Raw genomic sequence first — 13,058 nt, 5'->3', positions numbered from 1 at the left:
ACCATAAACAGAAGAGATGGAACGCCAGGGAACACCAGATGGAACGCCAGAAAGTAACAAAAAGCGCCAGTATGGCAAAGCAGCCCTGTTTTTGTTGCTGGTGTTCCGTGTTCCAAAAAAACGAGATAGCCTATGAAAAACTTACCGCTTCATACACCTGGATTTCAAAGGCTGGTGCGGGAATTCTCCCGACATTTACGCCGCCTGGGGTATAATCCATCCAGCTGCAAATCCCAACCTTCCAGCCTGCGGGAGTTCCTGCACTGGCTGGAACAGCAGGGCATAACCGACGTGGAGAGTGTCAGGCCGAAGCACATCAAGGAGCACTACCAGTACCTGTTGGAACGGCCCAACCAGCAGCGGGTGGGCTGTTTGAGCACCAGCACTGTTGTGCAGCACCTCTATACGCTCAAGCTGTTCTTCCATTATCAGGAAACGCTGGGTACAATCACAGCCAATCCGATCAGCGGCCTTATTTTCCCCCGCCCCGTCTCACCGGAGCGTACTGTTCTGACGGTGGAGCAGGTAAAGCAGCTGTACAGTGCCTGTGAAACCTTGCGGGAGAAAGCCATGCTTGCCATCTTCTACGGCTGCGGCCTGCGGCGCTCGGAGGCCGAGCAGCTGAACATTTCCGATGTGCAGTTCCGAAACCAGCTCCTGTACGTGAGGCAGGGCAAAGGCAAAAAGCGGCGCGTGGTGCCGATGAGCGGGCAGGTGGCGCGCGATCTGCAGGAGTATTTCTACCGGGAGCGGAGCCAGTATGAAAAGAAGCAGGACGAAGACAGCCGCCAGGCTTTCCTGTTAAATGTTAACGGCCACCGGATGCGGGGCGGAGATTACGGGCGCAAGTTAAAGCTCCTCTTGCGAAAGGTGAATTTACCGCAGCACTTCAGCCTGCACCACCTGCGGCACTCGATCGCCACGCACCTGCTGGAAGGCGGGTTGAGCCTGGAACAGGTGCGGGATTTCCTGGGCCATAACAGCATTGAAACCACCCAGCTTTATACCCGCATCAGTCAATCTTACCTAGCCACACAAACACATGCTTGAGCTTAAGGATTACCTGCTGGGGCAGCATGCCCCTTCCACCGTTAAGATCTACCTGCACGACATTGAGCTATACCTGCTATACCTATCGGAAGAGCGGGCCCGGACAGCCACGTACCGGGAGATACTTCCTTATGTAGATTACCTGCGGAGGAAGTACAGCAATCCCAAAACAGCCAGTCGGGCGCTTTGCAGTGTGAAAGCCTATTACTTCTGGCTGCTTGCCACCGGGCAAAGACACGACCACCCTTGCCGTTATCTGAACCTGAAGGATGCACAGGATTTGCCTGTTCAGCTTCAGGATCTTTTCACCTCTGAAGAACTGGAACTGCTCCTGCAACGGGAGGAAAGGTATAAAGCCGCGAAGGTGAAAAACAAGGTGATCATCAGCCTGCTTATTTACCAGGCCCTGAAGCTGGGCGAACTCGTGATGTTGGATGTGTCAGATATCGACCTGCAGAAAAGTACAGTTTACGTAGGAGAGACACCCAAAAGCAACAGCCGGGTACTTCCCCTAAAACCCAGCCAGTTAGCACTGTTGCAGGAGTATCTGGAGGAAGTGCGGCCAAAGCTCCTGAAATCAAAAACTGCTAGCCTGCTTGTCAACCTGCGGGGCCAGCCGGAGAGCGGGGAAGGCGTCAGTTATTTGGTCGAGACCTTCAAGCCGCTTTTCCCGGAGCGGAACCTCAATACCAAGACTATTCGGCAAAGCGTAATTGCCAACATGCTCCAAGCAGGGAAGAACCTGCGTGTGGTGCAGGCGTTTGCCGGACATCGCAAGGCTAGTACCACCGAGAAGTACAGGCAGGCGGGGTTGGAGGAGCTGAAGGCTGTTGTAGCCAAATATCACCCGTTGGGGTAGGGATGATTAGAAAGCTGGAAGTTTAAAAATGTTGTTTTGGGGCAGATAAAGGCATATCTCGAAAGAAGGGTGCCTTTATTTTATTTGTGGAGCCAACTTTTCCAGAATCTGTGATATAAAGTATAAAACAGATAATGAATATGAGCCAAGACGATTTAATAAGGGAAAAGCAGCTAGAGATTAATTATGTTAAACATTTACTAACGAAGTATCCAAGCGACAAAGATCTATTACTTGATCTAAATCAGCTGAATTTAGAACTACAGGTACTGGAACGGCCAGGAAAAATTAACCGATTCTTGGGGATATAGGTCTACTTTCAAATGAATATTAAATGTGCTATATTTATAGTATGGCTTTAGGGGCCTGACGTTCTTTGGGAAAAGTGTGCTATAATGGAAGTTGCACCATAGGGAAAAACTGATGCAGGTGCACAGTTCTTCCAGTACAACGGCAAGGAGAAGCAGGCGGAGCTTGGCCTGAACTGGATGGACTACGGCGCTAGGATGTACGACGCGCAGATCGGCAGGTGGCATGTGGTGGATCCGCTGGGCGAGAAAGGCCGCAGGTGGAGCCCTTACAACTATGCCTTTGATAACCCGATAAGGTTTATCGATCCGGATGGCATGTGGGGGGATGACATTATTGGAAAGCTAGTTAGTACAGCCACAAATTATGCTGTAAAGAAAGCAACAGAGGCTGCAACAGCAGTGGTTAGAGCAACAGTGGAGTCTACAAGAGAGTTTATTAGTAACTTGGAAACATCTCCTTATGTAGAGGTAAATGGAGGGACAACAGTAGGTAAAAGAATGGCTGGCGAAATTAAAGGATATGGGGCAGACATAAATGTTGAAAGTGTAGATCATGCAACTCTCTCTATTGAGATTGATAAAGATGGAGTTAATTACGAGGGTTATCGTTTAAATAAAACTTCCACTTCTAAGACTACCTCAGGTGGGAAAGTTGGTGTTCCTGTATATGGTCTTGGTGTAGAAGGTTCTTATCAAGAGGAAACGGTTACTAATTCAAAATCAGGAGAAGTTGTTAGCACGAAGAAAGAGGGTGGAGCAGCAGTAGGAGTTCCAGGAGTCGTTGCTGAATCTAAAATTTCGAGAGAGGAAACCGCAACAACAAGAAGTAGCACTTTAAGAGTTGGCGTTGCCCATGGTGCTACTATTGCAATTGGTGCTGGATTTGGATACAATATAGGATTTGGTATTAAGATTACAAGTAAAACGAATAATGATGATTAGTAAATATATTTTGAGTGAAAGCAATAAGGTAAAGCAACTTTTCTTTCTTTCAATATCTGTGGTATTCAGTTTAGGAGTAGCTGTGGCTTATTTCGTAACTGAGAACGAAAATTACTTATACATCCTACTATTATTCTGTTTGATTGCTTTTGTGATAAATTGGATTGTATCGAGAACATTTGACATATCAATAGAAGGAGGAAAGATACATATCGATAACTTGTATTATGGTAATAAAATCGTTGATTCCTCAGAGTTTGATTCAATTCAAAATGTAGGCTACTTTATTCCTTTAATCTACCCATTCGTATCACCTCCATATTATCAATTTAAACTTAAGGATGGAAGAAAGTATATTTTTTACGATCTATCATACAAGGCTATTTCATTTGTATTCAAAAGAAATAAAAAGTATTCTGACTTCTTAACTGACAAGATATTGGACTACTTAAATTTATAATTACCTCTCTTTTCGTATGGATTAAACTATTATTTAGCACAGCTTTAGTAATGATTTCTCAATAAGAAATTGTAGTAGGCGACAGTATGGTTAATAAATAAAAAACATCCACTACTGGAAGGGGGCATTCTTGTTTTCATTTGCAGAGGAATGGCCACTACCATAGTAAGAGCCATTATCGTGATAGAGAGTGTTCATCCATGTCATCTTATGGATTTCGCTGTGGCAAAAGGAGGTTACATAACCTTCTTTTGCCACAGTCTTGCTTCTGTTTGAAGCATGACGGCTTGTAGTCATGGCTCCCGGGTGTTCTCCCCCTTGGCTAGCTTTGACTTCCGCTCGCAGCGGCTTCGCGCTTGAATATCTTACCCCCAACCCCCGGGATTAACCGAGGGCTTTTTGCTTATAAGTGCGCATCAAGTGAGGAAAAGCTATTTGATTCTCTTTATCTTGCTAAGCACTAAAAGCTTAAGCGGATAGGTCGCTGTATCCTACTGCAACAACGGATTCAACTGAAAACAAATGAAACACCTTTACCCTTTCCTGCTCCAGGCCTTCATCACCTGTGGAAGGTCCCTTTTTATCCTAACTCTTTTACTCCCTCTTTCGTCCATAGCCCAGCAAGTCGTCAAGCCTAGCCTACCTACCACCATCCCCTCACGGGAGCAATTGTTCTCGGATATAAAGTTTTGGCAGGATAGCCTCGCCTCCCTGCAGGCAGGAGCTCAAGACACGGCCCGTCTGGAGGCCGCGCTCGACAGCCTAAAACAGCAGCTCCTGGAGCCAAAGGAGCTGGCCCGGAAGGCGGATAGTCTGGCGCAGGCCTACACGCTCCCCCCGCAGGTGCCTCAGGAGCTGAAAGAGACGGAGGCGCAGCTGCGAAAGCAGATCGCTAGTGCCAAGGAGGAACTGACGCGGGGGCTGGTGCCGGAGGAGGCCGAGAAACTGCTCGGGCGCCTGGAGCAGGCCTCTAGCGCGGCCGCCAACCCACAGCTCCCGCAGGCGCAGGGGCTGCCCAAGCCCGAGGAGCTGCAGGGGGTGGCCAAGGCACGCGCGCTGAAGGCGGCCGGTGACCACTTCGCCGGCCATGAGGCGGAGCTGCGAAAGGCACGCGCCGAACTGGACAAGTACAAGGGCCGCTTTGAGAAAGTGGAGAGCGTCAAGGACATGCCCAAGGGCTTTTTGAAGCTCAACCCGCTCAAGGGCAAGCCTTGGCAAGAGCGCGTGGTGGTGGGCACGCAGTGGCAGTTTGGCAAGCAGGAGCGCTTCACGGTGGACCTGGGGCCCTATGCCGCCTGGCGCTTCACCGATAAGTTCTCGATAGGGGCGGGTGCACAGTACCGCTTATCAGTGAGCGTGGAAGAGAAACCCTATGTAAGCGGATCAGATCAAGTGCTAGGCTACTTCGCCTTTACGGACGTGGAGGTGTACAAGGGCTTTTTCGTGCGGGCGCACTACGAGGATCTCAACGCCCCGGTCCCGCGCCAGAACCTAGCCACGCAAACCGAGGAGGTGGGGCAGGAGTGGGTGAGGGGCTTGTCGGTGGGCGTTGGCAAGACCTACACCTTCTACAAGCGCGTCAAGGGCTACGGGCTGGTGCAGTATAACCTGCTGCACGAGCGTGGCGAGACGCCTTACCTGCAGCCCCTGCAGACCAAGATCGGCTTCTTCCTCTACGGCAGTGATCTACAGCGGAAGGCGAAAAAGGAGTAACAGTCTATAATTAGCAGGATGTTTAAGGTTTTAATATACAATGTAAAACCATTACAGCTTCAATGAATAGCTCTGGATGTGTAGTTTAACTTTATAATTATCATCATGTGAGTGGAGGGTTTAAGTTCTTTACTACCCATTTAACATAGTGTCGGTGCTAATCAAACTCGGGCTGCGCGTGATTTCTGCAGATTAGGGTAAAAGATATTCTATATTTCATTTTTTAGGGTTATATTTAGAATGACGTGCTGTATGTGCCCTGAAGATGAGTCTCCTTAGAATACTTTTTGCTGCTATAATGTTTCTGGTGCCTTATGTTGCTACAAGGGCTGCCCTGCCAGATCGTTACAAATTTTCCCTGCTGGATATAAACAGCGGGCTTTCGCATAACCAGATAACCTGCTTTCTGAAGGATAGTAAAGGTTATGTGTGGATCGGGACGCAAGGTGGGCTTAACCGCTATGACGGGTATCAAATAACGACTTTCCGGCACGACTCTAAAGATTCCACATCTATTCACGATAATGAGGTACAGAACCTCTATGAAGGCCCTGATGGCTATATTTGGGTGAGCACCTACAAAGGCCTCAGTATCTACAATCCCAAAACAGAAACATTTACCTCCGGTAACCTTGCTGCCTTCTTAAAGCAGTATGGCCTGCAGGAGGGAACTGTACAGAGTATATTTAAGGACAAACAAGGACACTTCTGGTTTATTCAGGCGGGGCAGGGGCTTGTGCGGTATAGTCCCAAATCAAGAAAAGTAACAAAGCTTCGCCACACTGTTGGCATAAATAGCAGCCTAAGTAGTAATTCTGTTTCTGTGATGGGGCAGAACGGGCAAGGAGACTATTGGGTGCTGCACCAGAATGGCTTATTGGAGAAGTTAAGTGCAAGTAGCCTGAAGGTGGTGGAGCGGGTTAATGCCTTGGTTGACGCTCATCAGAAAACGGCAGAGAACTTTACCTTAACCATTGATAGCGACAACGACCTCTGGATCTCCACTTTTAATCGGAATAACGGCGTTTACCTCTACAGAACGGCTTCTAAAATTTTATCGAATTTCAATAAGAGTACGCCCGACCTTAGGCTGAAATCCAATGTGGTGGGTGGCGTAGTAGAGGCAGAGCCGGGGCAGGTGTGGGTGATTACCGATCATGGTGGGATTAATATCATCCATAAGTCAACCATGCAGGTAAGTTATGTGCTAAGCAGCTCTGTCGAGGAGAATGCGCTGGTAGATAATAGCCTGAAAGCTGTTTACAAAGACCGTGAGGGTATCATCTGGCTAGGCACCTACAAAAAAGGTGTGAATATCTACCACAAAGACATGTTCCGGTTTAACCATTACAAGCACCAGCCTGCAGTTGCCGGTAGTTTGCCTTATGATGATGTAAACCGCTTTGCAGAGGATGAAAAGGGTAATCTTTGGATTGGTACCAATGGTGGAGGATTGTTATACCTCGACCGTAAAACCGGCAAGTATACGCGCTATGCGTCCGATCCCAACAACCCAAACAGTATCGGGAGCGATGTTATTGTGAGCCTATTGCTGGATAGGAATAAAGACCTGTGGATAGGTACCTATACTGGTGGCTTAAGTAAGTTTGATGGGGAGAAGTTTACCCGGATTAAAGGTAACGGAGCTAATTCTGAAGGTCTGGCAGATGATAACATCTGGGAGATCTTTGAGGACTCGGATGGTGTACTGTGGGTAGGTACGCTGGGACAGGGTTTGTACCAGTATGATAGAGTTAGTGGCACATTTCGGCAGTATAAGCTAGGTGAAAACGAGGCAGGTAGTCAGCTAAGCTATATTTCTGCCATTGCCGAGGATGCCAACAAGAACATCTGGGTAGGAGGGAATAATGGTATAGCCGTACTGGACAAGCGTACGGGCAAAACAATGCGTTACCGGAGCAACCCAAAAGATAGCAAGACCCTGGCTAGTAATAACATCCTGTACATCCACACCGACAGCCGTAAAAATACATGGATAGCCACCTCAGAAGGGCTGCACCTGTACCAGCCAAAGGACAAATCTTTTAGACTATTTACCCAGAAAGATGGGTTGCCGCACAATATAGTTCTTACCATTCTGGAAGATGATGAGCACAATTTGTGGGTGAGCACGCCGAACGGAGTCTCTACTGTAGTACCACAGCTGGATGCAGCGGGTAAGCTGCAGGTAAGCTTCCGAAACTATGATATAACTGATGGCCTGCAGGGTAAAGTCTTCAATGAGAATGCGGCCTTTAAGACAGCTAAAGGCGAACTCATTTTTGGAGGGCCAAACGGGTTCAATGTCTTTAGCCCTGAAGATTTGGGTAAAGACAACACGAAGCCTCAGCTAATATTTACAGACTTTCAGCTTTTCAATAAAAGCCTGAAGGTAGGTGAGGTGAGGGATGATCGTGTAGTACTGGCGAAGGCGCTATCAGAGGGGCCTCATATCGAGCTGAAGCATGACGAAGATGTGCTGACGATAGGCTTTGCCGCGCTTAGCTTTATTCACCCTGACAGGATCAGGTACAAATATAAGCTGGAGGGATTTGACAAAGACTGGCATGAAACCAGCCCAGGCACCCGCCAAGCTACTTATACAAACCTGGACCCGGGGGATTATGAGTTTAGAGTTGTGGCTTCCAACAGCGATGGCGTCTGGAGTGAGGAAGGTATCAGTATGAAATTAACCGTACTGGCGCCGTTCTGGAGAACAACCACTGCCTATGTGTTATATGTGCTGCTAAGCCTTGGCCTGCTTTACTCTGTACGGGAGTTTGAGCTTAGGCGAAACAGGCGAAAATTTCTGCGTGAGCAGGAGAAGCGGGAAGTACAGCAAATGCAGGAGCTTAATCAAGTTAAGATACGGTTCTTTACAAATATCAGTCACGAGTTCAGGACTCCTCTAGCATTAATACTGGCTCCGTTAGAGAAACTGCTTAAATCAACCTCCGATGCCGAACAGCTAAAGCAGTTCGAGATGATGAACCGCAACTCTAAAAGGCTTCTGAACCTGGTAAACCAGTTGCTGGATTTCCGGAAGCTGGAGGTTGAAGAAGCGCAGCTGCACCTATCGGAGGGCAACGTGATTAAGTTTTTGCAAACTTCTGTGCAGTCCTTTTCTGATCTGTCCGAGAAAAAAAACATCTCCCTGTCTTTTCAAGCAGATGCCAATTCGTGGTATACTTCGTTTGACATGGATAAGCTGGAGAAAGTACTGTTTAACCTATTGAGTAACGCATTTAAGTTTACTAATGAAGGTGGCAAGGTAGATGTAACAGTAAAAGTGCTGCAAACTGAAGCTGTGGCAGAGGGAATGAAGATGCTTGAGCTGAAGGTGCAGGATACAGGTATAGGAATTGCCAAAGACGAACAGGAGAAGGTTTTTGAACGCTTCTTTAGGAGCGATCTGCCCACTAGCCTGGTAAATCAGGGTAGCGGAATCGGGTTAGCCATTACGAGCGAGTTCGTTAAAATTCATGGAGGGCAAATTAGCTTGGAAAGCGAATTGGGCATTGGTAGCTGCTTTACTGTCCGGATACCGATGAAAGAAATAGCACCAGTTGCTGTGGTGGAAGCGCATGTTACAGAAAGTGTTGTACCTGTAGAGGATGTAGCCTGCTTAGAGGAAGTAGAGTTAAGCGTAAAAGAAAAGGTTCTGAAGAAGCCTGTTAAAGAAAAGCCGGTTCTGTTGCTTGTAGAAGACAATGAGGATTTTCTGGCTTACCTAAAGGATAATCTTGAAGTACACTTTGATGTGCTGGAGGCTCCAAATGGTAAGGAGGGTTGGCAGAAAGCCTTGGCAAACATGCCTGACCTTATTATCAGCGATCTGATGATGCCGGTATTAGACGGTTTAGAGTTCTGCAAAAAGGTTAAAGGCGATTCCAGAACCTCTCATATTCCGTTCCTGCTGCTTTCAGCTCATACTGCAGAGGAGCAAAAGCTTAGAGGCCTTAACATTGGTGCTAACGACTATATTACGAAGCCTTTCAGCTTCGAGCTCTTGCTTTCGCGGGTTAACAACCTGGTTACACAGAACCAGTTGCTGCACAAAGCGCTTGAGAAGAAGATAAGTGTGCAAACCAGTCAGGAAGAGATTGTGTCGTTAGATGACAAGCTGATACAAAGAGCCATCAAGCTAGTGGAGGAGAATCTGTCAAACCCAGACTTCTCAGTCGAGTACATGAGTAAAGAACTTGCTATAAGCAGGGTTCATCTATATAAAAAGATGGTGTCACTCACCGGAACCTCCCCTGTGGAGTTTATCCGAAAGATAAGGCTGCAGCATGCTGCCCGGCTACTGGAGAAGAGCCAGCTGACCGTGTCGGAAGTTGCTTATAAGGTTGGGTTTAATAACCGGAAATACTTTACAAAATATTTTAAGGAGGAGTATCAGGTGCTGCCTTCGGCTTATGCAGAAAGTGTGCGGCAGTACGAAGAGGAAATTAGTTAAGTACAAAATATTTAGTCCTTTTATGCCTGATGTGCTTCATGCCCAGCAATTTTAAGTAGCCGTTATAATTTACTTTTGTACTTGTAAAAGGGTGTGCCCATGGTCTATTGACAAGATCATGGGCACACCCTTTTTTGCCTGTATGTTTCCTGGTGTAACATGTTGTGCTGGATAAATGTGCTTTTATTGCCAGTATAAGCGGGTGTTAACATGTTGTTCTCATCTATGAAACATTTGATACCCCTCCTGATATTAACATTCTGTTACCTTAGATGCGTAATCACTTACTTCCTTATAGATTTTAAGTGACTGCTCACAGGTAATATTCCATCAAACTTTAACCAGTACAATTTACATATGAGAATAAGGAATACGTTTTACCTACTCTTATTGGCTTCACTTTCTTCATTCAGCGGCCCTACTGTTAAGAGCTTTAAGAAGCTGGACGACGGAGTGCTGGTTCAACTGGAGAAAAAGGCAGCCGGGGATCCTCAGTTTGTGAAGCTTCGCGTTGTATCGGACAAGATTATCCAGGTTGTGTCTAGTCCAAAGAGTGCGTTTGAGGACCTGCCAAGTTTAGTGGTGGTAGATGGGCAAAAAGCCAAACCGCAGTGGCGCATACAGGAAAACGGAAAGGACCTGGTGTTAACCACGGATGCTCTTAAAGTAGAAGTAGCAGCCAACACAGGAGAAGTGACCTTTTACGACAAGAACGGTAAGGTGGTGCTAAAGGAGAACTATGGTGGTGAGGACACTTTTAAGCCTGTGCAGCTCCTGAACAATGAGAAAAGCTACAGCCTGCATAAAACATTTGACACGAGCAGCGATGAAGCCTGGTATGGTTTAGGTCAGCACCAGGCAGGGCTGCTTAACTACAGAGGCTGGCAGGTAGACCTAACGCAGTATAACTCTGTGGCAGTGGTTCCCTTTATGGTATCCAGCAGGAACTACGGTGTTCTCTGGGACAACACCTCTATCACTAAGTTTGGTGATGTAAGGCCGTACCAGGAGATTTCTAAGCTGAAACTTTACACCAAAGATCAGAAGCCGGGCGCTCTGACCGCTACTTATATATCTGATCCAAAATCAGGTAAAGCGCCTATCGTGCGCCAGGAGAAGGAGATCAACTACGAGTTCCTGCAACAGCAGGATGACTTTCCGGAGGGATACTCTCTGGAGGGAGGCACCATCACCTGGGAAGGCTTTATTGAAAGCGATGAAACAGGTGAGCATCATTTTACCATGCCTTCTTCAGGCTATGTAAAAGTGTGGATTGATAATAAGGTGTTGCTGGATAACTGGCGCGAAGCCTGGAACCCGGGCCTATCGGTTTTTGCCCATGAACTGAAGAAGGGCCAGAAACACGCTTTCAGAATAGAGTGGAAGCCAGATGGCGGACAGTCTTACCTCGCGCTGCGTTACTTAACGCCGATCAGCCAGCAGAATAAAGATAAGTTCTCTTTTGCCTCTGAGGCCGGAGATGAGATAGACTACTACTTCGTGTATGGCAACAACATGGACGAGGTGATCAGCGGCTACCGTACCCTTACAGGAGACGCCCAGGTAATGCCTAAGTGGGCGATGGGCTTCTGGCAAAGCCGTGAGCGCTACAAGACCCAAGAAGAGCTCATGAACGTGGTAAAAGAGTTTCGTGAGCGCCACATCCCGATCGATAATATCGTGCAGGACTGGTCTTACTGGGAAGAGGATCAGTGGGGTAGCCAGGAGTTTGATGAGAAGCGCTTTCCTGATCCAAAGGGTATGATTGATGAGCTGCATAACAAGTATAATGTGCACTTCATGATTTCTACCTGGCCTAAGTTTTACGAGGGCATAGACGCCTATAAGAAGTTTGACGAGAAGGGCCTACTCTATAAAACAAGTATAAATGAAGGTATCCGTGACTGGATCGGGAAGGGATATGTTTCTACTTTTTACGATGCCTTCAATCCGGAAGGTAGAAAGATGTTCTGGGAGCTGCTTAGCGAGAAACTGTATAGCCTTGGCGTGGATGCCTGGTGGCAGGATGCTACCGAGCCAGACATTCTTTCCAACTCTTCTATTGAGCACCGGAAAACGCTCATGAACCCGACTTACCTAGGGGCTGCCGATAAGTACTTCAACGCTTATGTGTTGGTACATAACAAAGGCATATACGAAGGGCAGCGAAGCGTGAACCCGAACGAGCGCGTGTTTATCCTGACACGCTCGGCTTTTGCCGGGTTGCAGCGCTACGGTGCCGCCACCTGGAGCGGAGACATTGCCTCTACTTTCCCGGAGATGGCGCGCCAGATTCCTGCTGGTCTAAACTTCTCTATGTCTGGCCTGCCTTACTGGACAACCGATATCGGCGGCTTTTTTGTGGAGAATAAGTATGATAGACCAGAGCCACAAGGAGATGCACTGGAAGAGTGGAGAGAGCTGAATACCCGTTGGTATCAGTTTGGTACCTTCACACCGCTATACCGTGCCCACGGGCAGTACCCTTACCGCGAGGTGTTTAACATCGCACCTGAAGACCACAAGGCTTACCAGTCTATTGTCTACTATAACAAGCTGCGTTACCGTCTGATGCCATACATCTACTCTCTGGCAGGTCATGTGTATCATAACGACTACACCATTATGCGTGCCCTGGTCATGGATTTCGGAGCTGATAAGAAAGTGCAGAACATAGGCGATCAGTTCATGTTCGGTCCGAGCCTGCTCATTAACCCTGTATACGAGCGACATGCCACTTCCAGAAAAGTATACTTGCCAGCCAACACCGGGTGGTACAACCTGTACGACGGCAAGTATGTGCAGGGAGGACAGGAAGTTAATGCCGATGCCCCTTATGAGCGCATGCCAATCTTTGTGAAAGAAGGCGCCATACTTCCATACGGGCCTGAGATTGAATACACCACCGAGAAGCCTGCCGACCTTATTACGCTGTATGTATATGGTGGCAAAGACGGCAAGTTCGAGCTTTACGAAGACGAGAACACCAACTACAACTACGAGAACGGAAAGTTTGCGACCATTCCAATCACCTATAACGAAGCCTCTAAAACATTAACGATAGGCAAGCGCCAGGGTGAGTTTGACGGAATGCTGAAAAAGAGAGCTTTCAACGTGGTGTTTGTAGACCGAAACAACCCTAAAGCGCTTCAGTTTGATGCCAAGCCTGTGAGAACAGTAAAATACACCGGTAAGGCTAAGACTGTAAAACTACAGTGATAAATACTGCTGCTGTATTGATGAACTTTTAAAACTTAACCTAAA

7 protein-coding genes and 1 pseudogene are annotated in these 13,058 nt (G+C 47.5%); 7 read left to right on the top strand and 1 reads right to left on the bottom strand.

All coding sequences use genetic code 11. The features are described 5' to 3' along the window. The first annotated feature begins 132 nt into the window (after nucleotides 1–132). The 4 genes and pseudogenes from PKOR_RS01810 to PKOR_RS01795 all read left to right on the top strand — a co-directional run bounded on the left by PKOR_RS01810 (nucleotide 133) and on the right by PKOR_RS01795 (nucleotide 3,622). On the top strand, nucleotides 133–1,050 hold the full coding sequence (locus tag PKOR_RS01810) for a tyrosine-type recombinase/integrase (RefSeq protein ID WP_046308814.1): 918 nt from the start codon (nucleotides 133–135) through the stop codon (nucleotides 1,048–1,050). Beyond that, the gene (locus PKOR_RS01805; protein WP_071843103.1) at nucleotides 1,043–1,909 is read left to right on the top strand and encodes a tyrosine-type recombinase/integrase; all 867 of its coding nucleotides are present in this window, start codon (nucleotides 1,043–1,045) and stop codon (nucleotides 1,907–1,909) included. The genes PKOR_RS01810 and PKOR_RS01805 overlap by 8 nt, the downstream gene beginning before the upstream one ends. A 440-nt stretch (nucleotides 1,910–2,349) precedes the next feature. Continuing rightward, a pseudogene (locus PKOR_RS01800) lies at nucleotides 2,350–3,162 on the top strand (RHS repeat-associated core domain-containing protein); the annotation flags it as partial. Continuing rightward, the gene (locus PKOR_RS01795; RefSeq protein ID WP_046308812.1) at nucleotides 3,152–3,622 is read left to right on the top strand and encodes a hypothetical protein; all 471 of its coding nucleotides are present in this window, start codon (nucleotides 3,152–3,154) and stop codon (nucleotides 3,620–3,622) included. The pseudogene PKOR_RS01800 and the gene PKOR_RS01795, both read left to right, overlap by 11 nt. A 111-nt stretch (nucleotides 3,623–3,733) precedes the next feature. Here PKOR_RS01795 and PKOR_RS24950 read toward each other — a convergent pair whose 3' ends face one another. Next, complete coding sequence (locus PKOR_RS24950; RefSeq protein ID WP_046308811.1) at nucleotides 3,734–3,919, bottom strand: hypothetical protein; 186 nt, start codon at nucleotides 3,917–3,919, stop codon at nucleotides 3,734–3,736. A gap of 225 nt (nucleotides 3,920–4,144) precedes the next feature. Between PKOR_RS24950 and PKOR_RS01785 the strand changes: the two genes are divergently transcribed. The 3 genes from PKOR_RS01785 to PKOR_RS01775 all read left to right on the top strand — a co-directional run bounded on the left by PKOR_RS01785 (nucleotide 4,145) and on the right by PKOR_RS01775 (nucleotide 13,013). Further along, nucleotides 4,145–5,335, top strand: coding sequence for a hypothetical protein (locus PKOR_RS01785; protein ID WP_148561607.1), 1,191 nt, complete (start codon nucleotides 4,145–4,147; stop codon nucleotides 5,333–5,335). 265 nt (nucleotides 5,336–5,600) lie between these two features. Further along, nucleotides 5,601–9,794, top strand: coding sequence for a hybrid sensor histidine kinase/response regulator transcription factor (locus PKOR_RS01780; protein WP_071843102.1), 4,194 nt, complete (start codon nucleotides 5,601–5,603; stop codon nucleotides 9,792–9,794). Nucleotides 9,795–10,151: 357 nt separating this feature from the next. Continuing rightward, on the top strand, nucleotides 10,152–13,013 hold the full coding sequence (locus tag PKOR_RS01775) for a TIM-barrel domain-containing protein (protein ID WP_084694689.1): 2,862 nt from the start codon (nucleotides 10,152–10,154) through the stop codon (nucleotides 13,011–13,013). Nucleotides 13,014–13,058: the final 45 nt, after the last annotated feature.

This window comes from Pontibacter korlensis, assembly GCF_000973725.1.
Lineage (GTDB): Bacteria > Bacteroidota > Bacteroidia > Cytophagales > Hymenobacteraceae > Pontibacter > Pontibacter korlensis.
This window is presented reverse-complemented; position numbering and strand designations above follow the sequence as displayed.

Coding starts and splice junctions, on each gene's coding strand:
- PKOR_RS24950 (WP_046308811.1), bottom strand. CDS start 3,919: ATGACTACAAGCCGTCATGCTTCAAACAGAAGCAAGACTGTGGCAAAA.
- PKOR_RS01795 (WP_046308812.1), top strand. CDS start 3,152: ATGATGATTAGTAAATATATTTTGAGTGAAAGCAATAAGGTAAAGCAA.
- PKOR_RS01785 (WP_148561607.1), top strand. CDS start 4,145: ATGAAACACCTTTACCCTTTCCTGCTCCAGGCCTTCATCACCTGTGGA.
- PKOR_RS01780 (WP_071843102.1), top strand. CDS start 5,601: ATGAGTCTCCTTAGAATACTTTTTGCTGCTATAATGTTTCTGGTGCCT.
- PKOR_RS01775 (WP_084694689.1), top strand. CDS start 10,152: ATGAGAATAAGGAATACGTTTTACCTACTCTTATTGGCTTCACTTTCT.
- PKOR_RS01810 (WP_046308814.1), top strand. CDS start 133: ATGAAAAACTTACCGCTTCATACACCTGGATTTCAAAGGCTGGTGCGG.
- PKOR_RS01805 (WP_071843103.1), top strand. CDS start 1,043: ATGCTTGAGCTTAAGGATTACCTGCTGGGGCAGCATGCCCCTTCCACC.